The sequence below is a fragment of the Chengkuizengella axinellae genome (assembly GCF_030730905.1).
Classification (GTDB): domain Bacteria; phylum Bacillota; class Bacilli; order Paenibacillales; family KCTC-33759; genus Chengkuizengella; species Chengkuizengella axinellae.
This window is the reverse complement of record NZ_JAVAMP010000002.1, coordinates 615667-639764: the sequence shown is the minus strand read 5'-3', so window position 1 is coordinate 639764 and position 24098 is coordinate 615667. Positions and strand designations below refer to the sequence as shown.

The 24098-nt window shown below is 33.7% G+C and carries 22 protein-coding genes and 1 riboswitch; of the genes, 6 read left to right on the top strand and 16 right to left on the bottom strand.

Annotated features, from left to right (window positions below; all coding sequences use genetic code 11):
- Window positions 1–95: 95 nt before the first annotated feature.
- The 5 genes from Q5Y73_RS08655 to cobJ form a co-directional block, all read right to left on the bottom strand.
- Window positions 96–1220: a cobalt-precorrin-5B (C(1))-methyltransferase gene (locus Q5Y73_RS08655; protein ID WP_305991463.1), complete on the bottom strand. Its 1125-nt coding sequence runs from the start codon at window positions 1218–1220 to the stop codon at window positions 96–98.
- 3 nt (window positions 1221–1223) lie between these two features.
- Window positions 1224–1874 carry a precorrin-8X methylmutase gene (locus tag Q5Y73_RS08650; RefSeq protein ID WP_305991462.1) on the bottom strand — a complete coding sequence of 217 codons (651 nt, stop codon included), beginning with the start codon at window positions 1872–1874 and terminating at the stop codon, window positions 1224–1226.
- Between the two features lie 99 nt (window positions 1875–1973).
- Entirely contained in the window at window positions 1974–2753 is a 780-nt protein-coding gene (gene cobK, locus Q5Y73_RS08645; protein WP_305991461.1) for a precorrin-6A reductase, read from the bottom strand.
- Window positions 2754–2844: 91 nt separating this feature from the next.
- Window positions 2845–3699: a sirohydrochlorin chelatase gene (locus Q5Y73_RS08640; RefSeq protein WP_305991460.1), complete on the bottom strand. Its 855-nt coding sequence runs from the start codon at window positions 3697–3699 to the stop codon at window positions 2845–2847.
- Between the two features lie 64 nt (window positions 3700–3763).
- On the bottom strand, window positions 3764–5392 hold the full coding sequence (cobJ, locus tag Q5Y73_RS08635) for a precorrin-3B C(17)-methyltransferase (protein ID WP_305991459.1): 1629 nt from the start codon (window positions 5390–5392) through the stop codon (window positions 3764–3766).
- 401 nt (window positions 5393–5793) lie between these two features.
- Window positions 5794–5995, bottom strand: a riboswitch (cobalamin riboswitch).
- 183 nt (window positions 5996–6178) lie between these two features.
- Here cobJ and Q5Y73_RS08630 point away from each other — a divergent pair.
- Entirely contained in the window at window positions 6179–6529 is a 351-nt protein-coding gene (locus Q5Y73_RS08630) for a PadR family transcriptional regulator (protein ID WP_305991458.1), read from the top strand.
- Complete coding sequence (locus Q5Y73_RS08625) at window positions 6502–7248, top strand: VanZ family protein (protein ID WP_305991457.1); 747 nt, start codon at window positions 6502–6504, stop codon at window positions 7246–7248. The genes Q5Y73_RS08630 and Q5Y73_RS08625 overlap by 28 nt, the downstream gene beginning before the upstream one ends.
- Window positions 7249–7467: 219 nt before the next feature.
- On the opposite strand, the gene Q5Y73_RS08620 is transcribed toward Q5Y73_RS08625, so the two are convergent.
- Window positions 7468–7923, bottom strand: a complete 456-nt coding sequence (locus Q5Y73_RS08620) for a GNAT family N-acetyltransferase (protein ID WP_305991456.1) — start codon at window positions 7921–7923, stop codon at window positions 7468–7470.
- Window positions 7924–8089: 166 nt separating this feature from the next.
- Between Q5Y73_RS08620 and Q5Y73_RS08615 the strand changes: the two genes are divergently transcribed.
- Window positions 8090–8749 carry a phosphatase PAP2 family protein gene (locus tag Q5Y73_RS08615; RefSeq protein ID WP_305991455.1) on the top strand — a complete coding sequence of 220 codons (660 nt, stop codon included), beginning with the start codon at window positions 8090–8092 and terminating at the stop codon, window positions 8747–8749.
- A gap of 62 nt (window positions 8750–8811) precedes the next feature.
- Here Q5Y73_RS08615 and Q5Y73_RS08610 read toward each other — a convergent pair whose 3' ends face one another.
- The 10 genes from Q5Y73_RS08610 to cuyA all read right to left on the bottom strand — a co-directional run bounded on the left by Q5Y73_RS08610 (window position 8812) and on the right by cuyA (window position 22021).
- Window positions 8812–9174 (bottom strand): hypothetical protein, encoded by a 363-nt coding sequence (locus tag Q5Y73_RS08610; RefSeq protein ID WP_305991454.1) that lies wholly within the window; start codon window positions 9172–9174, stop codon window positions 8812–8814.
- 44 nt (window positions 9175–9218) lie between these two features.
- Window positions 9219–14657 (bottom strand): phage head spike fiber domain-containing protein, encoded by a 5439-nt coding sequence (locus tag Q5Y73_RS08605; protein ID WP_305991453.1) that lies wholly within the window; start codon window positions 14655–14657, stop codon window positions 9219–9221.
- A 699-nt stretch (window positions 14658–15356) separates the two neighbouring features.
- On the bottom strand, window positions 15357–15848 hold the full coding sequence (locus tag Q5Y73_RS08600; RefSeq protein WP_305991452.1) for an acyl-CoA thioesterase: 492 nt from the start codon (window positions 15846–15848) through the stop codon (window positions 15357–15359).
- A gap of 12 nt (window positions 15849–15860) precedes the next feature.
- Window positions 15861–16412, bottom strand: a complete 552-nt coding sequence (locus tag Q5Y73_RS08595) for a hypothetical protein (protein WP_305991451.1) — start codon at window positions 16410–16412, stop codon at window positions 15861–15863.
- Between the two features lie 132 nt (window positions 16413–16544).
- Window positions 16545–17432 carry a S8 family peptidase gene (locus Q5Y73_RS08590; protein ID WP_305991450.1) on the bottom strand — a complete coding sequence of 296 codons (888 nt, stop codon included), beginning with the start codon at window positions 17430–17432 and terminating at the stop codon, window positions 16545–16547.
- Window positions 17433–17677: 245 nt separating this feature from the next.
- A complete protein-coding gene (locus Q5Y73_RS08585; RefSeq protein ID WP_305991449.1) occupies window positions 17678–17977 on the bottom strand; it encodes a thioredoxin family protein in 300 nt (99 codons plus the stop codon).
- A gap of 3 nt (window positions 17978–17980) precedes the next feature.
- Window positions 17981–18538, bottom strand: a complete 558-nt coding sequence (locus tag Q5Y73_RS08580; protein WP_305991448.1) for a thioredoxin family protein — start codon at window positions 18536–18538, stop codon at window positions 17981–17983.
- Between the two features lie 764 nt (window positions 18539–19302).
- The gene (gene fosB / locus Q5Y73_RS08575) at window positions 19303–19728 is read right to left on the bottom strand and encodes a metallothiol transferase FosB (protein ID WP_305991447.1); all 426 of its coding nucleotides are present in this window, start codon (window positions 19726–19728) and stop codon (window positions 19303–19305) included.
- Window positions 19729–19912: 184 nt separating this feature from the next.
- Entirely contained in the window at window positions 19913–20728 is an 816-nt protein-coding gene (locus tag Q5Y73_RS08570) for an inositol monophosphatase family protein (RefSeq protein ID WP_305991446.1), read from the bottom strand.
- Between the two features lie 279 nt (window positions 20729–21007).
- Window positions 21008–22021, bottom strand: coding sequence for a D-cysteate sulfo-lyase (cuyA, locus tag Q5Y73_RS08565; protein ID WP_305991445.1), 1014 nt, complete (start codon window positions 22019–22021; stop codon window positions 21008–21010).
- Window positions 22022–22164: 143 nt separating this feature from the next.
- On the opposite strand from cuyA, the gene Q5Y73_RS08560 reads away from it, so the two are divergent.
- From Q5Y73_RS08560 to Q5Y73_RS08550, 3 genes are read left to right on the top strand one after another with little or no spacing between them, the layout of a single operon-like run.
- Window positions 22165–23043, top strand: a complete 879-nt coding sequence (locus Q5Y73_RS08560; RefSeq protein ID WP_305991444.1) for a LysR family transcriptional regulator — start codon at window positions 22165–22167, stop codon at window positions 23041–23043.
- Window positions 23044–23070: 27 nt separating this feature from the next.
- A complete protein-coding gene (locus tag Q5Y73_RS08555) occupies window positions 23071–23787 on the top strand; it encodes a sulfite exporter TauE/SafE family protein (protein ID WP_305991443.1) in 717 nt (238 codons plus the stop codon).
- Between the two features lie 10 nt (window positions 23788–23797).
- Window positions 23798–24049: a GIY-YIG nuclease family protein gene (locus Q5Y73_RS08550; RefSeq protein WP_305991442.1), complete on the top strand. Its 252-nt coding sequence runs from the start codon at window positions 23798–23800 to the stop codon at window positions 24047–24049.
- The last annotated feature ends 49 nt before the right edge of the window (window positions 24050–24098 follow it).

The window sequence follows — 24098 nt, the reverse complement described above, 5'->3', positions numbered from 1 at the left end:
GAGTAATCGGAATAAACTTTGGAAGCTAAAGTCACTTTTTGGGTTATGTTTAGAGGTGTAAATCTAATCTGAATAGTGGAATGATGGATTAGTATTTACTCCTCATTCTGCAAAGTAGAATACAACGTTTTTCTTCCTAATAAAACACCCTTTAATGTGCTAATTACGGTTTCAATCTCTATGTTCCCATCTACTTCATTTAGTCCTGATAAACAGCAATACTCACACAATTTATCGAAAAACAAATCATTGTTTTGCTCTAACATCATTTCGCCTACTTGTGAAGCTGTATTTGCTGATTTAATATTTTCCAAAGTCGTTTCATCCACATTGCTTTCAGCCGCCACTTTAGCAAGGAAATTAAAATCTATCGGTGCGCTTTTTGAATGGACCATCATTACGCCATTCGCTACCTTTGAAAATTTCCCCATCATCCCAACTAACGTTACTTTTTTTACTTTTTTATTTTTACAGGTCTTTAGAGTGAAGCCAATGAAATCCCCCATTTCAATAAAGGCTTCCTCAGGCAAATCAGGGTAAAGCTCCATACCGAATTTTTCACTCCGCCCCCCAGTAGCAAGTACGAGATGTTCACATCCAACGGTAACAGCAACATTAATAGCATGCGCTATACTAGCTTTATAAGCGGAGGTTGAAAACGGTACAACTGTACCTCTTGTGCCTAAAATCGAAATTCCACCTATAATTCCCAATCTTGCATTCAGCGTTTTTTTGGCTATTTCTTCGCCATCTGGGACTGAAATAACTACTCGAACACCTTCTTGAATCTCAAATTGTTGTAAAATGGACTGAGTCACTTCCATGATCATCTTATAGGGAACAGGATTTATTGCTGCTTTTCCTACTTCAACTGGAAGACCGGGTTTAGTCACTCTGCCTACACCTATTCCACCATCTAATTCAACACCTGAGACCTTACTCCAAGAAACGGTAGAAAGAATCAAAGCACCATGCGTTGCATCAGGATCATCTCCGCCGTCTTTAATCGTTCCAGCAGTTGCCGACTCCCCAGTGAACTCACAAGTAGAAATCTCAAAGGAAACCTGCTTACCTATAGGTAAAGTAATGGTTGCTTCCTTTTGCAACTCCTGAAAAATCAATGCAGTTAAAGCTGCCCTCGTTGCAGCTGTTGCACAAGCACCTGTTGTATATCCATGACGCATGTCTTTAGGGTCTTTCTTCGCTTCCTTTTTCTTCATACGTTACACCTGACGTACTGCCATCAATGAAATTGCATTTAAAGCAGCTACTGTCACAGCACTTCCACCTTTTCTTCCAATATTAGTAATGAATGGAATATCTAATTTAGCTAATTCTTCTTTGGATTCCGCTGCAGAAACAAAACCAACAGGCATACCAATCACAAGCCCTGGTTTCGCTTCACCATTTTTTATTAAACGGATTAATTCCAACAAAGCTGTAGGAGCATTTCCGATAGCAAAGATGCCTCCTTCTGCTTCCTTGATTGCTTTGCGCATTGAAATAATCGCTCTTGTCGTGTTTAATCTTTTAGCTTCCTCCATCACATCTTCATCTGATATGTATACTCTCACATCACTTCCGAACTTTTCGAGTCTCGGCTTGCTGATTCCAACCTGCACCATTTGTACATCGGCTACTACCATTTTTCCGTTTTGAACTGCTTTAATCCCTGCCTCTACTGCATCTGGATGAAACAATACACTGCGACCTAGATCAAAATCCGCTGAAGCATGAATGACACGCTGAACTACAGGATACTGTTCTTCTGTAAATGAATGCTCCCCTAATTCTTCTGTTATCATTTCGAAGCTTTTTCCTTCTATTTCTTGCGGTTGTACTGTTAATGGTTTGAATTCAGTCTTAAAATCCATTCCTAGATCTCCTCCCTAAATATATAAAATAATTACGGAACGATTACTTGAGTATTTCAACCGCCTAATCGAACCTGTTACTAGACTTTGCTGATAATTTTAACTGCTCTCACCAAAAGTAGATTTATTTATATAATTCAAAATCTGTTCATGATCAGAAAATTTAGTTCCGTATTGTATCTTTGGCCTGGAAATCATTATTGTTTCAATCCCCATTCCTAATGCAGATTCCACTTTTTCATCCACTGCGCCTACTTTTCCACTCTCTTTCGTTATCATCACATTCACGTTATAAAATTCATAGAGGGCTTTATTTAACTCTTTTGAAAATGGACCTTGCATGGCAATAATGTTTTTTTGCTGAATGCCTAGATGTTCACACTTTTCCATATTATCTTTGCGGGGCAGCATACGGGCTACCAACGTAATATCAGGAAGATTAATCAACTGATCTGTAAAGGTTTTTAAGGTTTTGCTACCTGTTGTAAGCATAATCACCCCTTGTTTCTGTGCTGCAAGCTCTGCTGCTTCTTCATAAGAATCTACTTTGTGAAGCAATGAATGTTGATTAAACTCTAAACCCTCTCTTTCGAAACGAACATATGAGATCCCTATTTCTTTCGCACATTGAATGGCATTTTTGGAAACCTCTTCTGCATATGGATGACTTGCATCAACGATCATTTGTATGTTTTTTGCTCGAACCAATTCAATCATATCTTCTGGCGTCAATCTACCAACTAAAACAGGCAAACCTGATTCCCTCATGGAAATCGCTGCATTTTCAGTAACCACAGTTGTAATTAAAGAACATCCCATTTCTTTAATTTGTAAGGCTAGTTCTCTTGCATCACTCGTTCCAGACAGTACTAAAATCATTAAACTTACCCCCTTCATTTTCAAATTTGAACGATTCGATGTACATCGTCCCTAGTCAAACCTAAATCGTGTACCAACATCCATGTATGATTTAAACATGATGATGATCGTGGTCATGGTCATGATGATGATGGTGATCGATATGTTTCATCGCATCCAAACGATATGTGCAGTTGTCACAATTCATTTTCACTTCATCCTGTAGTGCTTCTTTTACTCTTTCGATCAAGACCTCTTGTAAATTTGGATGGAATCCAAAATATTCACCTAGTTGAAATTGATGATTTTCATATTTATGCTGATATGTTTTTAACATGTCTTCCATCCGTTTTATCAAAATACCTGTGAATAAAAAGTAAGGGAGAATGATTACATTTTTGGCTCCTAATTTTATACATCGCTCTATTCCTTCATCCATCGATGGAAAAGTAACCCCAATAAAAGCCGTTTCTACCCACTTCACCTTCATTTTTTCCCAGAATAAACGTGAAATTTTGTATACATCACTGTTAGCATCTGGTTCACTGCTTCCTCTGCCTACGATTAAAACAGCGGTTTCCTCTGCAAGTTCTTTTTCATTAAATTGACTTGTATGCTGTAAACGATCATTTAATATATCGATGACAAGATCATGCACACCAATCGGTCTACCATACACGAATTCAGTTTGAGGGTATTGTTCCTTTGCTTCATCTATGGCTGCCGGAATATGAATTTTAGAATGACCTGCTCCTAATAAAATAATAGGAATCACAACAACCTTTGTTGCCCCTTTATCAATACAAGTGTCAATACCTTGATTTATGTTTGGTTTTTCAAATTCTAAAAAACAAGTTTCAATGATCGGTGTTTTTATCTGAGGCAGCATTGAATTCACAAATGCTCTGACCTCTTCATTCCCCTCTTTATCTCTACTTCCATGACCGACAAATAATACAGCTTCCATCTTTTAACCTCCCATGATTTCATAAATCTTGTTCATAATGTTTAGTTTCCAATGTTACTTTGTATCAGTCTCCACAAATGACTTGTTCTGTTACTAATACAGGTACGTCTCGATATGTAAAACCTTCAATTTCTTTCAAACGTTTAAAATACTTGTGAAATCGCTCATTAGGAAAACCATCATTTGCATAACCTTTTACGATGCGTTCAACCATATCAACAATATGTTCCTTTTCAATTCCCTCAGCTACAGGCTGCGCAGCATGGGCCGTTCTCCCTACAGTTTTTGCTCCTAAAAACAAATCAAACTTCCCTTTACGAAATACAATTCCAATATCTTCTTTCACTGCACCATAACAAGCCATCGCACATCCATTAAATCCTATTTTTAATTCCTTTGGCGTTTTCAAACCTTCAATCCGTTTATGAATTTCTTTCACATACGGGATGGATTCATCCTTTTCCTCATCACAGAAATCACAAGCCTTTACTTGAGCTACATCCCCAATAGGAGCTAGTAGTAATCCTTCATCTTTCAATTGGCTCGTAACTTCATTTGGATTACTTGTTGAAACTCGTAATATGATTTGGTGATGTGGTGTATATTCTATATCCCCTTTATCTCCAGCAATTTCTGCAATCAGCTTCATTTGTCCAGATGTAAACTTTTTATTGGCGATACCAGGACTTACAGCAAACTCTAATATAGATTCCTGTTGAAAAGCAGTGTCTATCTCATTCACATTGTCCTTGCTTAAATTTGGAAGAAATTCATTACCCTGTGTTTTTTGTAAAGTTTGCAATGCTTCAGACGCTAATGCTAATGGAGTTATTTCCATTTGATTTTCATCTGTAAGTACTTCTTCCTGGGATAAAGACCATGGTTCATTTTCTTTTTTCAACCGCTCATGTGGTTTAAGTTGCTGCTCTTGTCGATCTAACGTATATTTCCTCTGATATCCTCTTGGGGTAATCATTTTTCCATCATATAAAAATGTAGTAGAGTTTCCGATAATAACAGTTGTTAGCATGCCAATATCAAACTCAAGCATTTTTTCCAAAGTCGTAATTTGTACAAACTCACGCTCTCTATACGCACTTTTTACCAGCCCTACTGGTGTATCCGGAGATCTATATTTTAATAATATGTTTTGTGCTTCGATAATTTGTCTCGTTCTTTTCCCACTTCTAGGGTTGTATAAGGCTATTACAAAATCTGCCGCACCAGCTGCCTCAATTCGTTTTTCAATCAGTTCCCAAGGAGTTAAATGATCGCTTAAACTAATAGTACAAGCATCATGCATGATAGGAGCTCCGAGCAGTGAAGCACAAGAATTAATCGCAGATATGCCCGGGATGACCTCAACTCCCACTCCTTTTGATTCACTCCAACCTTTTTCTATTAAAACTTCATATATAAGTCCAGCCATACCATAAACACCTGCATCACCACTAGAAATGACCGCTACTTTTTTACCTGATTCTGCTTGTTTTACTGCTTCTTGTGCACGGCTTACTTCTTCTGTCATACCCGTTCTAACAATTTCTTGATCTGTAAGCAAATCTCGAATTAAATCCACATAAGTGTTGTATCCAATAATGACATCACTTTCCCCAATCGCCTCTCTTGCTCTCTTTGTGATATGTTCAAAACTTCCAGGACCAAAACCAATCACAAGTAATTTACCTTTCATCGTGAATACTCCCTTCTATTTGAATGATTTTTGGTTTAAATTACATTGAAAATAAACTAACTAAATACACCAATTTATATAGATGTTCCTAAAAACAAACTGTATGAGCCCGTAACAATTCCAAGAATAATAAACAAGATTTTACTATATGAAGATTTCAAGAACCTCCAGGTAGCAATATATGTATTTATCTAAAAGCATATTTAACCCCCAGCTTACTATTCTATAAAATCATATTCGTAAGTTTCAAAACTACAACTAAATGATGTTATGATTCATAAAATCGCATTAAAAAAGCACCTCTACGACAAAGTCGCAGAAAGTGCTATAATCCGTCTGGAAAAGTAATCATTGTAAATATACCAGTCTTATCATACACCTCCCTATCCTCGTAGGTTTTATTAGTGTTCATGAAAAAGGCAGGTCTCCTGACTCATGGATCATCGTATTTACTGAATGCAAGATTCAGTTACTCAAGCCTTCCCGTTACTCACAGTGACTTAAATATACTATCCAATTACAGTGGCGGGACCGTGACGGATTTGCACCGTTCTTCCCTATTAAGGAACGAATCAACGTTCCACCTGTTTCAATACTATTCGATTGTTTGAAACTTCTAGTTCATTATAAAGATATATTGAAATACTGTCTATGATTATTTTGAAAACAAGTTTAACTTGATGAACAATAACCCCTATTAGAGTCTCCCGTTTCAACTATTTAATTACGATTACCTTGCATAACGATGTAAGTCGTTATATACTAACTATGAAAGGAAGGGAAATTATGGATAAAGAAATCATGAAAGGCAGCATTGATATTTTACTACTTTCTCTAGTTATAAAAAAAGATATGTATGGTTATGAAATGGTAAAGACATTAAAGGAAAACAGTCAGGATTTATACCAAATGAGTGAAGGAACACTATACCCTGCTCTAAAACGTTTAGAGAAAAAGAACTGGATACAATCATACTGGGGGGACTCAGAATCAGGAGGTAGACGGAAATATTATCGAATAAAAGAAGATGGTAAAAAAGAATTAGATAGAAAGTTATCTGAATGGAAGAAAGTGAACCATCTAATCAAGGTGAACACGGAGGGATTATCTTGGATAAAAGCTTTGAAACCTATATAAATAAAATCGTAAAGAATATCAAAACAAACAAAGAAGAAAAAATGGAAATTGCTGAAGAATTAAAAGACCACTTAATTTTACTGAAGAATGAATTTATTGAAAAAGGTTATTCAGAGAAAGGAGCAATTGCTGAAGCTATTCGTAGTTTCGGAGATCATGAGCAATTAGAAAGTGGGTTTCAAAAGTCTATTTCTCCCTACTATAGTTTATATAGGATCTTTCTTTGGAGTATCTTCGTCATTTATATTTTATATTTATTACTTAGCCTTATTATTCGATTTAGTTTTTTCAATACAACATGGTTTCAGGATAGATTAAATGAAAATAGTTATGTTGATCTTATTATTCAAAACACAAATATAATTCCTTTGAAAACGATTTTGACGTATATTATCCAATATGAACATTTCCTATATGAGCATCATGATTTAAGTATCTTTTTTGAAAATATATTTGGAAATATCATTCTATTTATACCATTTGGGTTATTAATATCTATTTTGTTTATCAGCGCAAACAATGTAAAAAGTATATTTATCATCACTCTTACCACTAGTTTCTTCATTGAAATGCTACAGGTCTTTTCTTTACTAGCTATTTTTGATATAGATGACATTATACTTCATTCTTTCGGTGCTGTGATTGGTTTTTATATCTTAAAAGCTTTTAAGAGAATCGCAGTACATATTAGGACTACATATATTACGCCTTTAAGATAGATATCAAAAATATAAACCCTTTCTCTTATTTGAATAGGGTTTATATTTTGGTTTGTTATAAACAACTAACATATGATAGTATAGCAATTTATATTAAATAAATGAGACTGCTACATATACTATTCTACTTGTCCTATTAGAAGTTATGGTAAATTATATTTTTGTTCTTATTTTCCTCTAGTAAATTCATGCTTCTTTAATTTTATTTTATTGAATAACTTATAATTCCTTTGTCATAAATACACTATATGGATCATCTTCATAATCTGAGAATGGCTTACAATATTGAAATCCATAATTTTCATACAATTTACGTGCTGGTTCAAAAGCATCCATAGCACCCGTTCCTAAACTTAGTCGCTTGTAACCTCTTTGTTTAGCTTCTTCCATTATGTATTCAAGGATCTGTTTTGAAACACCTTTACGTAAATGTGAAGAAACTGTTTTCATAGATTTTAATTCCCCGTGCTGAGAGTCAAGTTCAATAAGTGCACCACAACCAACTAATTCACTCTGCTCCCATGCACTCCAAAATGTAATTTCTGGCTTTTTTAAATCTTCAATATTAAATCCATAATTCATACCCTCTGGATAATGAAGCCCCATGTTATGGAAATGTTCCTCTATTAGTGCTGTTATTTCAGAGCCAGTTAAATCATCAAGTTGAATATCCAATACAATCTCTCCTTTGGAATGAATCTAGTTGTATTAAAAATGCATTATACATGTAAAAATATTTGAATGCAATATCAATAAGGGCCAGTATATATTGTTCTACTTTACGAAGGAATAAAAAATATGGTATATTAGTGATCACTAACTTAGAGGGGATCATTATGAAATGAAATTAAATAGTAAATCTACAACTATGAACAAGCTTCCAGCCTTTTTTCATCTTGGCATATTAACATTTTGTGCAATACTTTTTATCATTTTTCTTATTCTTGCAAATATGGTTCAACGAACAAAATCAATAGCCTTGGATTCAATCATTAAAAATATCTTTCTGGAAGTCCCATCTTCTATATATAATTTATTTGAAACCATATCATGGTTTGCTTCCAACAAAGGTATTATTACACTAGTCGTTGCTATGTTGATATGGTTGCTCTGGAAACATCGTGATTTTAAAGGAGCTATTGTTTTTGTCATCATGGTTGCTTCTTCTAATGTATTAAACAAAGTTTTAAAAGGATATTTTGAAAGAGAACGTCCTCTCATCAATGATACATTAGAGCTAGGTTACAGCTTCCCAAGTGGAGGGGCAATTACCGGATTAGTAGCTTATGGACTAGCAGCCTATTTAATATTAAATAAAAAATCTACAATAAATGAAAAATACATAGTTGGACTGATAGGTGCGATTGTAATTCTCCTAATTGGTCTTAGTCGGATTGTATTATCTGTACATTATCTAACGGATGTTATTGCAGGTCATTTGCTTGGGATCATTTTACTCATTATATCTATATATTTGTATAGAAGCTTTGCAAAAAGATAAAAGGTTACTTCATTAAAAATAATGATTTACTTCACTAAATTATTTTTTATATAACCTAAAGTTTATTCTTCGATTAAACCAGCACCCCATGCATACACAGCATCCGTTGTTCCATTATAATCACCTGACCACAACACCACGGTTACACCATCCTTACCATCTTCGCTCAATTGCAGAGGTTCATCTAATGTAACTTTATAATAATCCCATTCTGTTGTCACGTTGACTACTTCTGCTTTAGAATCACTATTGTCTCTATTTTGAATTTTGATTTGTGCTTCATGATCACGATCTGCCTTTAACCATATCCCAAACGATAACAATTTACCTTCAGGATTGATATCGACAGTTTGCTGTAGGCTTTTATTCACTTCTTCAGGTGTTAACTTTTGTATAGTTTCATCTCCAAAAGGTGTGGAATTCATAAAAAGCTCAAGGAGAACAATTCCCCTTGAGCTCATAAAATGATTTATTGTATTGTTCTTACTATTGGGTAGAATACATCTATTGATCTTGTACCTTCCTCAATATCTGGTTTAATTGAAAATTGAAATTCAGCTTCGACAGATTGATTATGATTAACATCAAGTTCAACTTTTTTCCATTCCGTAGTCACTTGGATATCTTTAGATGTTATAATTCCATCTGAGTTAGTTATACTGATTTTGGCCATATGTTCCTCATTTGCTCGTATCCAAATGGAAGCATCTACAATATGATTTGTAACAAACTTTTGTTTGATTTGAGAATTCACATCGTTTTGAGGAGTTAGTGTGTTTATTATGCCTTGGTCTTCTACAGAAACATAATTCCAACTTCCTTTTATCCAAATATCATTTGAAAAATCATCTATGGATTGTAAAATATTTGTTGGTTCTAAGTGTAGTGGTTCCACTTGTTCTATACTTTCTTCATTTGATTTTGGTGACCATTCTCCATCTTCATTTACACTTATTACATAGTATGTGGTTTTTTCAGCGTTAATTTGATCTGAAAAAGTAATTTCATCTTCTGACGTCCGAATAAATTCTAAAAATTCTTCATTTTTATAAATACGATAACCATCTAATTCCGTGTTTGGATCAGCAGTGATTAACAACTCAACTATTGTACCTGTTGATCCAGCTATTTGAAGTGTTGGTGCAGGAATTTGAGCAACAACTTCTAGTTCAGTTCCCTTTTCTGGGGAATAATTATATCTTGTATTTCCAACCACAAGCTCATAATTAGCCATTACTTCATAAAGATGCGTAGCATCAGGGATAATTCCTTCATCTCTATATATAAAATTGCTAATGTCTATTGTTGAACTAGCTAATGAATCTATCCATTTTCCATCACGATATATTTGTATATTTTCTACTTCCAGATCCTCCACTTGTGGTAAATCTATACCAAATTCTATATAGTGCGCGTCAGTATTTAATAAATTTAAAATAGGTTGGGACTCATTGATGATATCCATAATAGGTTCCATTTTAATAGAAGAAACTTTATCATTGATATTATCATTTCTGAAATTTGCCACATCTTCGTAATATGTTACAACGTTGCCACCGAAGTTCTCATCTTCATATAAAGTGATTTTATAATTTCCATCTGTGATAAGGGATGATAATCGGTCATCTGCTCCAATTGTGCCTGTAAATATATCTTCAGAAGAAGAGGGGTTTTCCGTGAAACCTCCTAATTGAATATCATTTAAAGATGGGTATTCTCCTTCTTGTAATAAAACCCACTCGCCTTCATAATCTATATATCTATAAAATACAACACCTTTATTTAGAGACGCCAATCTCCTAGCTGATATTCGTTCTAAGTTGTTAATAGTTCCATATTCTCTTTGAGTAAGACTAGCAGCATGTGCATAGACAGGATCTGTTGTTCCGTTATAAGCACCTGGCCATAAGACAACTGTTACACCATTCCTACCATCTTCGCTCAATTTTAGCGGTTCATCCAACGTAATTTCATAATATTCCCATTCGGTTGTTACATACACTATTTCTGATTTGGAGTCACTATTGTCTTTATTTTGGATTTTAATTTGTGCTTCATGCTCACGTTCTGCTCTTAGCCATATTCCAAATGTAAACAATTTACCTTCGAGATTGATATCAATCCTTTGTTGTATGCCTCTATTCACTTCTTCCGGTGTTAACTTTTGAAAAGTTACATCGCCATCAGGTAATTCTGCTTGAAATTCCTCAACAACTATTCCACCTGCTTGCCATTCTATAAAATCATTAGGAGATTGTAATAAATTTGTATTTTCAGTTACATCTTGAGATTCTTGAAATTCTTCAATCGAATTAATTAGGTCATCTGCCAGACTCTCTAGGGTAATCGCTCGCCCATGTTCTTTTAGACTAGCCCCCCATGCATAGACAGGATCTGTTGTTCCATTATAAGCACCTGGCCTTAAGACTACTGTTACACCATTTCTACCATCTTGGCTTAATTGCAGTGGTTCATCCAATGAAACTTCATAATATTCCCATTCCGTTGTCACATCGATTACTTCTACTTTTTTGTCACTATCATCTCTATTTTTGATTTTGATTTGAGCTTTATGGTTTTTGTCAGCTTTGAGCCAAATACCAAATGTCAACAATTTCCTTTGTGGATTGATATCAACCGTATACTGTACACTTTTGTTCAATTCTTTTGGTTCAAGTTTATATACTTTTTTGTTTACAAAAGGAGCAATCTCATCGCTTTCATAAATATCTAAATCATTGGTCTTATTCCATTCAAGGTAATTATTAGGTAAATATATATTTACAGGTTTGGAAGTTTGAACATCTAGGTGACCTTGAAAGTCCATATACACGATCGTTTGATCATCTACAGAAAAACCATTATTATAAGCTTTTCGAATATCACTTTCGTCACGAGCAATATTAGATAATCTAAATTCCACAAAGGTTCCATTTAACTGACTTTTACCATCATTTCTGGAACCAATATGCAATATTTCATCAATATCTGGTGTGTAGCTTGTTGTAGTTTCTCCTATGAGTTGACCATCTACATAGGCTTTCGTTACATATAAACCTAATCCTGAATCATATTTGTAAGTCATAGCTACATGGAGTAGCTGACCTGGTACTACCGTCCCTTCATCAGATGAGATTTCATTCGTTTGTCCGACGGATCTAAAATAAATTTTTCCATGAAGATTATAAAAGATTGTCGTTTGTCTATTTCCTAATCCTTCATTATGTGCTACAAATATGTCACTATAATTGTACAAATTATTCGGAATGACAGTCGCTTCGATCGTAAATTCTTCATCATTCATAAAAACTTCATCTTCGTTATTTAAAGTTAATACATCCGCATCCCTTTCACCATCTACAAAACTTGTTGCGTTCTGCATACTCGTCTCTGTAATTCTTCCCTGAAGTTCTTCCACTTGAGGTCCCCACATGTATATAGAACCTGTATCTAAATAATATCCTGCCGGATAGATCGTCGTTCTTAACCAATCTGCTGATTCATCAAAAGATTCTGTTACTTCATAACGCTCCCACTCTGTTGTCACTTGAAATGTATGAATTTCATCATTGTCCCCGTTTCCACTGTTTTGATTACCCTGACTTCGTAAACGTAAACTTACATCATGAGGTTGATCCGCTTTTAACCAAACACTGAACGTATATGTTTTATTGTTTGGATCCACATCAAACGTCCGATTCATATAATCATTTGAGTTAGCAGCAGTTACTTCTAATACTGAGTCCCCATTAAGAAATCGTTCATATGGATGTTTCTCATAAGTAAGACTATCTGCTTTACCATAATCTGCATGTGCTAATTCCAATGGATCTTTCCAAAGATTTACTGCTTTATTCTCTATAATTAAACCATGCTCATTAAATCTTGGTACATCATTTACTGAAATTTCAAAATCGTCGTTGTATGCATGACTGCTTCGTTCAAAAGTAACGACTTCTTCATTTTGAATTAACCCTTCTGGCAGTTCTCTTCGTATGACAGGCACGATCGTTTTCGTATCATAATCAACTTGTTGTGGAATAAATGCTGCATTTCTGGATAAATTTAAACTCGGATATTCATGTAATTTCTCTACTAATTTATTTAGATTTCCACCTGATTCAACCTCAAAAGACCTAATCAGTTGATAGTAAGCATACTTAGCTGGGATACCTGTAAATAGTGGTTCATACGAGTTACTTGTTTTATCCTTTTCAGTAATCGTGATGGTTGTGCCAAAGCTTTCAGTTAAAGTTTCAGACCAATTCTTTGTTAATGAAGAGCTAAAATCTGCACCGGCAAAACTAACTTTTCCCCCTGCAGTAAATGACAACCCAGTACTAGTAGCAAAACTATATGCTTCACTTTCTGCAATACCTACAGCCTTTTCTTTTTCATAAACTAACTTAGGACCTCTCCCTTCGTGATCTGTTCCACTTTCCTGTACTTTAATCCATTGGTTTTGAAGCGTTAAAAAAGAATTTTCTGCAAGTTTAGAATCAGGATCAATCATGACAAGTACTTTACCACTTTCGGTAGTTAAATGATTTATAGAAAAATAACCTTTTATTCCACTAGATGCTCTATGCAATTCTAAAATTCTGCCATCATCTACTAAGGTTACAAAGGGCTTTTGACCAGAGTTATACTTAGTAGCCCCATGCCTTTTGTTCCAATTAATTTCATCTCCTGCTAGTTGACCAACTTTATAATAGATTTCATTTTTTGACTCGCCTTGATGCACTTGAATCACTGTACCACCATTGGTAACCGCAATTGAAGGATTCCATCCTTTTCCGTAAGATACATTTTTCCTTAGCCAATCAATTGTTTTATTACTAGTATTTAATGAACCTATACTATAATGTAAATCACTTCTTAAATTCGCATTGTGTGCTACTACTATTTCTCCACTATCTGTTAATGCGATGGTTGGATTCCAGCCTTTCATTAGAGAATTATGATCATTTCCCCAACTAATATTATGATTATTTTTATTATATTTCCCAACAACATAGTGTAAATTTGATCCATCTCCTGTCTGATAAAACACAACAATATCTCCATGTTTATTTACAGATAATCCATGCACTTGATCATCATAATCTTTCACACCTGGAATTTGTGCATAGCTCCCCCCTTCAAAATCAAAGTCTATACTTTTTCCATTTATTTTTGCTAGATTATAAGCTAATTTGTGATTTTTAACACTTGTCATTAAAACAATATCATCTGTCAAAAATACTGCTTTATTGTATCCCTGTCCACCAGATCCCGAACCAGCAGAGTAACGGGTTCCTTGTGTTTTGGATTGATCATTTCTTGGATTAAACCATTCAATTCTGTTGTCATCCTTCACACTTCCTAAGTTGTAGTACCAGTTACCGGCTTCTGATTCATGAATTTCAAGTACAGTTCCATTATTGCTCACCGCAGCGGCTGGATGGTTTACATCATCATAATTTCTATCGTCATCGGAAGATAAGTCTAAATTAATCGTAGAGTGAATATAATCTGGATCATGTTTTGTTTTATCCACAACGTAGTTGAGTACTGGATTCCCACTTCCCCCTAAATCTTCTTCAACACGAGTAAAAATGGCATTGAACAAAGGAAAATTCAACTGTACGTTAGTCATTTCCAATGGCAAGTAATCTATCACATCCACTTTTTGAGTTCTATGATCTGAGATGATCTCTTCAAAAGTAGTATTTCTATGATAAGCATCAATGGGTATTAAGCTTTCTAAATCATTTGCATCTTCTGGGATGTCTATATTTTCTCCAGCAAGCTCAAACGTTTGAGCTTGTGTGACTGAGCTGAATTGAAACATCTGTGTAAATACTAAGCTTATCATCAGTAAACCTATCAGAATATTTCTACTAGATTGTTTTATTGCTTTTCGCAAGATAAATCCCCCCATATAGATAATATAAACACAAAATGAATACGCTTATAAAGATTGTTTAAACACCTCCTCAATTATAAATATCTATGTCAAGAGGTTAGCGAAAAAAAAGATGATGAGTTATCATAATGAACCCGAAGATGTTTTCAAATTTAAAGCATTTCATTGAGAGAACTTTTCTACTAGCCTCTAGTTTTAGATTATAGGAAATTAATTAGTTATGGTTAGTTAGTTATAAATAACATTATAATACGTGGATTTGTTTTTTTCAAGAAAGATATACTATATTATTGAAAATACAGGAAATAACATAGATACTTTCATGAACTCTAATACGAGGTTTTATTGTAAGGTGTTGGGTGGAGGATTTAAATGAGAATTGAAATTCAGCTTCAATATCTTAAATATGATCAATATTAAATTCAACTTTTTTCCATTCTGTAGTGACTTCTTCTGAAAAGAATCTAAAATAAGAGGATTTATCTACTAAACTCTGGGATATAAAAAATGGAAGCATTTCTCATTCTTTGTCCACTTTTTGAGTTTGTGTACTGATAGAAATAATGAACAAAATGTTTTAATCTATTATTATGTGAAGTGGGATAAAAATAGAGGGTGGGCATAGAATAGGAGTAGTGCTTCATTAGGATGTCTTTGAATGATACAACTCCATAGACATCCCTATTGCAATTCAATAACTTAAGACTCTGTTGTTATACCTTTTTCTTTTTTCATTCTTTTTTTTCTCATTTCATAACGTTCAGGAGCAGAAGCAAACAACTTTTTCTCCTCGTCAGTTTCCGGAATAACTTCAGGAACAGGTACCGCTTTACCATTCTCATCAACAGCGACAAAGGTTAAAAATGCAGTGGCTGTTTTTTTAAATTCTCCTGTTAATAAATCCTCCGAGCATACTTTTACATATACCTCCATAGAACTTCTGTGAGTCCAAGTTACAAAAGCTTCAAGAACTAAGGCTTCACTTAATTTTGCAGGTGCTAAAAAATCTAAGCTGTCGCTGGAAGCAGTTACAATCGTTTTTCTACAATGCCTCATGCTTGCAATTGAAGCTATTTTATCAATGTACGACATCACTAATCCCCCAAAAACCGTACCATGATAATTTGTATCTTGTGGGAAAATAAGCTCCGTCATATAGGTTCGGGATAAATGAGCTGGTTTCGCTTCCACTGTAATTCCTCCTCAAAATAATCTATTGATAAATTTATTGTTAAGAGTACTTAGAGATAGAAGTACTTGTTCAACTAATATCTCTAAATCAGACAAATGATTTTCATTAATTTTCCTTTTAAAGTCCAATTTAATTTCATTTTGAATGATGGATTCAGATAAATCCTGCTTGATTTCAAAGCTGAATTTTTGTGTAATTTGAGGTCTGTTTTCCCATATTTTTTGCAATATTTTTTCTATAATTAGTGCTTCATTACTTACTTCATCCATGGATAAACCAACAAAGTCTATCATAAATCGTACCTCAAGCTTACAGCCAACCTGATACATATCATGTTCCAAAATTTCTGTACTTAAATCACCTACACCTGTATGTAAACTACAAAACGCTCTAATTTGAGTATTATGTTTTTCTGAAAATTCTATAGAATAAGTTCTAGACATCGTAGCTAAGTCAACCATATCTTTACGATCCGTAATTTGAACCTTTTCTTCTAAATCTAATTCATATACAATTCCCTCTAATACCACCTTGATATTGTCAAAAACAGTAGGATCAAACAATGTTTTTCTCCTCTCTATCGTAATCATGAAATTCCATTTATATACATCATTTTAACAATAAAATCAATAACCTACAAAAAAACCTTAAAAGAGTTTTTAAGGTTCATATCTGTTCTCTGTTGGATATTTTTGTCATTCTTTTGGTTTCCCTTCTGATTCAACAATAAGATTTTGATACATGGCATGACTAGCAAACTCATGAACATAGAGATTCGTAAGATTCTTAAAGTCTACTAAGCTATAATCGGAAGTGTGTTCCTTATTACTATCCTTAATGGTTACAACTTCAGAAATTTCATACAATCGTTCTTTTATTTCTAAAGAATTTAAATCGGGTTCATTCGTTTTTAAAAATGATAGCACACCTGATACATAAGCCGCGGACATGCTTGTTCCAGATTTATTAGTGTAATCTCCATTCAACCCAGCACTTCTAATGTTCATTCCGGGAGCAATAAAGTTTACGAGCTCACCATAATTGCCAAATAACTGATGATTCCTTTCATCATAACCTGATATGCTTAGTACTCCTGAATATTTTGCAGGATAATACACATTGTCAATCCCTTGATTCCCAGATGAAGCTACAAATACAACCCCTTTCGATTGCCCATATTTAATCGCTGCATAAGTTAAAGTATTGTAAGATTCTGCATAACTCATATTTATTATGTCAGCACCATTCATGACTGCATATATAATAGCTAAATAAGTATTTTGTACTTCATCTTTTTCCGTAATAACACGAACAGGCATAATTTTTGCATTAGGAGAATTTGTGGTTATGATTCCTGCAACATGTGTTCCATGACCTACAACATCCTCAGGATCAGAATCAAAATCAATAAAGTCATAACCTTCAATGAGCCTATTTTCCAAAAGTGGATGAGAGTCGTCTACCCCAGTATCTAAAACTGCAACAATGATATCATTTGAGTGATCTGTTGGAAATACGAAATAAATGATAGGGTATAGGATTAATGTTAGACTGAGAATCATGTTTTTATATTTATTTTTCATCAGAGTACCCTCCTCTATACTCAAAAAGAAAACGCATACATTTCTTTCTTAAAGTATATTCAATTGGAGGAAACAATGATTTCTCATCCACTTTACACTTTGTTTACGTTCTTATTACAAAAGCTTTGATATAAAAAACTCCCGATTGCGAGCCTTATGGGCGAAAAAAGTGGAACAAAATCTCCTATCGAAGTCTCTCGGAAGATTATTCTTACGTTAACAAATAAAATAGCACCACAAAGGTGCTATTTCAACAGATGATATAAGTAATCTACTGATGTCATCGAATATTCTTTTTTTACTAATATCCTGTTTTTAAATAAAAGCAAGCATGGAACACTTGTAATTTCATATGTTTTTGTTAATTGAGGCAAATAATTAATGTTGCTTTTATATACAGTCTTATTTACTTTCATTTGAAGAGTGATATTCAGCATTCGTTCTGCAAGTTTGCAGGTGCCACACATAGGTGTAAATATAAACAACGCAAATTCATTTTTATCGTTAAGCACATTTATAAAATGATTCTCTGATATATCTTCCATTCATTACGCTTTCCACTTGATGTTACAGCCTATGCTTGGCTTTTGTTTCTCATCCACAGACTCTCCATTTAAGATTTGATCTAACGCTCTTCGAATATCTTCCCCTGTTACTGGTTTTCCATTTTCAGGACGTGAATCATCAAGCTGACCTCTGTATACACATTTTAATTCACCATCGTATATATAAAAGTCTGGTGTACATGCAGCTTCATAAGCCTTAGCTACTTCCTGTGTTTCATCATATAAATAGGGAAACGGATACCCAAAACGTTCAGCATCCTCTTTCATTTTTTCTGGCGAATCATCAGGATAATTCTCAACATTATTAGAACTAATCGCGATAAAAGATATTCCCTTAGGGATATAATCATTTGCTAATTTTACCAATTGCTCCTGCACATGTTTTACAAACGGACAATGATTGCAAATAAACATCAAAACTGTTGCAGTATCAGACTTCAATTCTTTTAACGTGCGTTCATTACCAGTTACTGGCTCCAATAAACTAAAATCTGGTGCTTTTGAGTGAAGTGGAATCATGTTTGAAGGTGTTCTTGCCATATATATCATTCCTTCCTATTTTTACATCAATAATATGATAAACTTTTTCAATTCAATACTTCAAGTATTTTGCTTTTTTTTCTTAGATAATTTATATCAAGCAAACTTCAGGCATGGAAAATCCCAATATTTCTCACTGAATGATACCTGCTCTAGCATAAGATTGAGGTCATTTAAAATCTCGTTTTCAGCATCTAATTTCATATAATTCTCTATTAAAGAAATCAAATAGGATCCAATCGCTCCCCTTTTCCTATTGATGTTGATTAATCATAGGGTTTATTAAAAAAACTAATATTTTAAATTTATAGAAAATATTGTATAATTATAGTTGTGCACAATATAGTTCAGAGGCGTGGTTATTGTTTTCTCTTTTTTAGGGAGGTGAACGAAATGGATTTTGATTGGGTTGAATTTTTTGTAGCCTTTTTTAATTTCATTATCTCAGTTTTAGAATTGTTAGGGTAGTAATATATTTAGGAAAGTGTAACTTCAAACATTATATTTTAACCCAACAAAAGTATTACGAATTGAGTACTAACTACATAATAACACTATACTTTTGTCGGTAAAATTGAACTTATTTATATATATATCCTATAAGTCCTACTGCATACTTATTGTGTTGATCCAACTACCTTCATCATAAGCTAATCCCTCAAAAACCCAGCAAAATCATTTTGCTGGGTTTGGCTTTATAATATATGAATATATTAAAGAAGGATTCGAAGACATCTTCGACAGATCACCGATGGGTGGTTTTCTTACTCATTATAGAATTCCATATGATGTTTTTCATCTCTATAATAAGCCAATCTATCATCTAAGGTTCCAGTATGAAACTCAAACTTATGTCCATCAGGATCTGTAAAATATATAGAACGTTTGTCTCGTCCATCTCTTTCACGTCCTGGCAATATATTTACGTCAAATTGTTTTAATCTTCTAAAACTATCATCAAAGACTTCCTCTTTAATTGAAAAAGCAATATGTGTGTACGACCTATGTATTTCATTCCTAGGTATGTCTGTTTCTTCATTTAATGCTAACCATAAACCATCTAGATCAAAATACGCTAGTTTTCTTCCTTTAACCAACGGTTCTGCACCAAATACTTCTGAATAGAAATGAATCGATTTTTCTAGATTAGATACGGAGAACAACAAATGATTTATACCTGATAATTTCATATAAGAGTGTGCCTCCCTAAATACTGTCTACTTATTTTGATCTCTCTCCTTTAGATCATCCTTTAGCTCTTGTAACAGTGTTTTTATTGATCTCATCTCTTTTATCATCACTGTTTGATTACCTAGAAATGTGGACACGATTATGATGCAAATAATACAAATAACTAATATAAAAAAATCCATATTAATCTACAACCTTCTCATCTAATCCTTCTTTAACAATCTCCAAAAACCTTTCTTTATGATCTGGGTGACATGCAATAATATAAGGTTCTGGATTCATACCTTCAAAAGTGTTCCCTTCAAAATCCATAATCATCGCGCCGGCTTCTTTTGCTAAAAGAAGTCCGCTATATAAATCATCTCCCTCGGAATTGTAAAGGACAACTCCATCAATATCTCCCCTGGCTAACATAGCCCAAATTAGAGTTGGTGCCCATAAGCTAAGTGTTCGCTTAAATGTATAGTCAAGATGATACTTTAATTTTCTAGCATTCTGATCATTTTGAACAACGTGTCCTTGAATCCAACCAACCGTCATTTTTTCGATTGTTGAAGAGGATTTAACCTTAATAAACTCATCTTCACATATGGCTCCTTTATTGTTTTCAGCCATATAAATTTTGTCGAGCATGGAATCATAAATAACGCCTAACACGGCTTCTTTTTTATATAATAGAGTAATAGATACTCCAAAAATAGGTAAACCAATTGTAAAATTATTCGTACCATCTAACGGATCTACTATCCATAACCAATCTCCCTCAACACCTAACCAACCTGTTTCTTCACTTCGGATTTGATGGTTTGGGAAATGCTCTTGTATTTTATGTAATATTTCTTTTTCTGCAAGATAATCGACTTCAGTCACTACATCACCAGACGACCCTTTTTCTTCAATAATGATATCACTACTATTAAATTTCTCTCTTGCTATTCTCCCTGCACTTAGAACTGCATCAACTGCGACCTTCTCTGCAGTTTTTAATATTTGCTCCATACTCCACCTCTTCACAAAAATCTCTTTATATATTTATTATATAACTATATAAACGATATTTATTGGAGAAAGTTTCTATTATTTTGAGATTATTTGAAAAATAGGCTTTCCCTACACAAATAATGAACAAACAAATTATTATAAAGATTTTATATCAATTGTCCTGTGATTTTACAATAACGACTTTACTTCGAATACTAAAAAAACTCCCTATGAATCTTAATTCATAGGGATGAATTTAATTAAATGGTCTTTCAGTTTTTATTACATCAATATAATCTATTTGGGATTATTTTCTTTATTTAAAATAGTAGACGCATATTCATAAATTGCAGGAGTTCCTCCAGTATGGATGAAAAGTACTTTGTCTTCTTTGGAGAAGTAACCCTTTTTCACTAAACCTATTAAACCCGCCATAACTTTTCCTGTATATACAGGATCAAGTAAAATCCCTTCTGTTTGTGCTAACAATTGTATTGCATTTATCGTTTCTTCGGAAGGAAGTGCATAACCGGGACCAATGTAATCATCAAAACATTGAACTGTTTTCCTTGGAATTATATCTTGAAGAATAAGACGATTTGATAGATTTTTGATAATGCCGTATACCTTCTCTTCTTGCTGCAATTTACTACGCCTCACATTTATTCCAGTAATCGATACATCTGCTTTACTTGTGTGGATACCCGCAACAAGACCTGCATGAGTCCCACCACTTCCACTTGCGGTTACAATATGGTCAAATTTCAAATCCATTTCGTCTGATTGTTCTAAAATCTCATAAGAACAATTCATGTACCCCATTGCACCTATATCGTTCCCGCCTCCTTCTGCTACAATGTAACCATTTCTTCCTTCTAATTCTAGCTCTTGCTTCATTGCTTCCATTTCTTTTACAACATCCGTTCCGTCTGGCACAACCTTTAATTGTTCCACATCCATTAATTCAAATAAAAAGTGATTGCCATTTGCATTTGGATTATATTTTCGATTTCTCTCTTCTAAAAGCAACCTGCAACGTAATCCTTCTTTTACCGCAGCGGCAAGTGTCAATCTACAGTGATTAGATTGAACAGCTCCAGTTGTAATCAATGTATCTGCACCTTGTTTTAATGCATCGGCAACTAAAAACTCTAGTTTTCTCGTTTTATTACCACCACCTGTTAGACCAAGTAAATCATCTCTTTTTACATAAATATTAGGTCCACCTAACCTTTTGGATAAATGACACAGAGGTTGAATCGGTGTCTTAAATTCAGTATAGATTTGACGTGGAAATTCTTGTAGATTCATTTTCATTTTCTCCTTTTTTTTGATTTCCTTTTTTTCGTTTTTTGTGTATACTTAGAATAATTTTGATTCTATCATTTGTAAAATTTATTATTTTTATGTTTATGATGAGTTTTTTTAATGATAGGTATAGGAAGTGAGCAAAATTGGATCATCATTTACGCATTTTTATTGCAGTAGCAGAAAAGAAAAATTTCACTCGTGCTGCTGAAGAACTGCATTTAACTCAGTCTGCTGTGAGTATTCATATAAAAACGCTGGAAGAAAAATTCGGAATTAAACTATTTGAGCGTACAAATAAGTTTGTCAGATTAACAAAAGCGGGTGAGATTTTATATTTTCATGCTAAAAATCTTTTAAACCAGTATGCACACATTCAAAGACTCATCGATGATTTGAAGCTTGTCCCTAGCGGTCCACTTCATATTGGCTCTGGTTATACCTTCGGTGAGTATCTGTTGCCTAAATTGATCTCGCAATTTTCAGAAAAACATGAGAAGGTTATCCCTCACATCACGGTTAAAAACTCTCAAGATATTTTCAATTTAGTGATGAATCATGAGATTGAGCTGGGCATTGTTGAGGATCATATTGATTTTGTCGGGTTGGATCAAATTCCATTATCGAAGGATGAGTTGGTCGTTATTATATCTCCTGATCACCCGCTGGCAAACCAAAATGAAGTTGAATTTGAACAACTAATAAGTGAAAAATGGATTCTTCGAAAACCAGGTTCAGGCACTCGAAGTACTGTTGATAAATTGTTTTCGAATTTTATGTTTTCTCCTAATTCAGTCATGGAATTTGGTACATCACAAACGATCAAAGAATCGGTGGAAGCAAGTCTAGGGATATCTATCATTTCAAAATGGGCAATCCAAAAAGAAATAATATTAAAAACCCTTAAACCGCTAAAAATAAAAAACCACCCTATTGAAAGAAACTTTATTTGCATTACACATCCTGCAAACTTAAAAACAAAAACAGCAGATTTATTTTTACAATTTCTACGAGTCCAAAACTAAAGTCACAGAATGAAAGTTGGGAATACATTGGATTGGATTATTTTAATTACTATTGTTTTTTTGGCTACTTCTTTACAGACAAGTACAGGATTTGGGTTTTCTATTTTAGGTACCCCTTTTCTCTTTTTAATCTATCCAGCACAGGAAGCAATACAAATCAACATTGTTCTTTCTCTATTCATCTCTATGATTATGATATATAAAGTTAGACATGATATAAATAAAACATTGGTTAAAAGGTTAATCATTGGAAGTACAGTTGGAATCACTCCAGGTTTATTTATCTATTTAACATTTGATGTTGAAACGTTTAAAATATTCATTGGCATCTTGATTCTAATTTTAACAGTACTATTGATTTTCAAATTAACTATTAAACGTTCACGCATAAAAGATTTTTTCACTGGTGGCATATCGGGGGCTTTAACAACTAGTATTGGAGTACCAGGACCTCCGTTATTATTATATTTTGCTGGAGTGAATACGGATAAATCAACACTTAGAAGTACGACTTTAGCTTACTATTTATTTATTTATCTCATCAGTCTTATCATGCAAATCATATTTGCTGGGACAAATAAAATTGTATTCACTTCTTCACTGATCGCCATCCCGTCACTACTTGGAGGAATCTTATTTGGACAACTATTATTTAAATGGATTAATCAGGAAGCTTTTCGCATTATCACTTATGTGATTCTACTTATTACAGGAAGTTATATGGTTATTTCTAGTTTTTTATAATTAGAATGGAGTGGTTTTTATCTTTTATGTATATATTTTAAAGTGCTCAGACAATACATTATATACTGGATATACAAATGATATAGAAAGAAGAGTTGCCGTTCATAATCAAGGCAAAGCTTCAAAATATACTAGAGGAAGACTGCCAGTTGAAGTAGTCTATTATGAAGAGTGCAATACTAAATCTGATGCTTTAAAAAGAGAAATTGAAATCAAAAAGTTAACTAAAGCAGAAAAACTGAGATTGATCCATCTCAGCTAAACTGCTTATCCTATTAAAATACAATTTGATTGACGGCTAGTTTTTTCAT

What these genes read in the sequence shown, in the direction of transcription:
- Q5Y73_RS08640 (WP_305991460.1), bottom strand. Translation starts at nt 3,699, where the DNA reads ATGGAAGCTGTATTATTTGTCGGTCATGGAAGTAGAGATAAAGAGGGG.
- fosB (WP_305991447.1), bottom strand. Translation starts at nt 19,728, where the DNA reads ATGAAATTATCAGGTATAAATCATTTGTTGTTCTCCGTATCTAATCTA.
- Q5Y73_RS08630 (WP_305991458.1), top strand. Translation starts at nt 6,179, where the DNA reads ATGGATAAAGAAATCATGAAAGGCAGCATTGATATTTTACTACTTTCT.
- Q5Y73_RS08590 (WP_305991450.1), bottom strand. Translation starts at nt 17,432, where the DNA reads ATGAAAAATAAATATAAAAACATGATTCTCAGTCTAACATTAATCCTA.
- Q5Y73_RS08615 (WP_305991455.1), top strand. Translation starts at nt 8,090, where the DNA reads ATGAAATTAAATAGTAAATCTACAACTATGAACAAGCTTCCAGCCTTT.
- Q5Y73_RS08585 (WP_305991449.1), bottom strand. Translation starts at nt 17,977, where the DNA reads ATGGAAGATATATCAGAGAATCATTTTATAAATGTGCTTAACGATAAA.
- Q5Y73_RS08610 (WP_305991454.1), bottom strand. Translation starts at nt 9,174, where the DNA reads ATGAATTCCACACCTTTTGGAGATGAAACTATACAAAAGTTAACACCT.
- cuyA (WP_305991445.1), bottom strand. Translation starts at nt 22,021, where the DNA reads ATGAATCTACAAGAATTTCCACGTCAAATCTATACTGAATTTAAGACA.
- Q5Y73_RS08655 (WP_305991463.1), bottom strand. Translation starts at nt 1,220, where the DNA reads ATGAAGAAAAAGGAAGCGAAGAAAGACCCTAAAGACATGCGTCATGGA.
- cobJ (WP_305991459.1), bottom strand. Translation starts at nt 5,392, where the DNA reads ATGAAAGGTAAATTACTTGTGATTGGTTTTGGTCCTGGAAGTTTTGAA.
- cobK (WP_305991461.1), bottom strand. Translation starts at nt 2,753, where the DNA reads ATGATTTTAGTACTGTCTGGAACGAGTGATGCAAGAGAACTAGCCTTA.
- Q5Y73_RS08580 (WP_305991448.1), bottom strand. Translation starts at nt 18,538, where the DNA reads ATGGCAAGAACACCTTCAAACATGATTCCACTTCACTCAAAAGCACCA.
- Q5Y73_RS08570 (WP_305991446.1), bottom strand. Translation starts at nt 20,728, where the DNA reads ATGGAGCAAATATTAAAAACTGCAGAGAAGGTCGCAGTTGATGCAGTT.
- Q5Y73_RS08650 (WP_305991462.1), bottom strand. Translation starts at nt 1,874, where the DNA reads ATGGATTTTAAGACTGAATTCAAACCATTAACAGTACAACCGCAAGAA.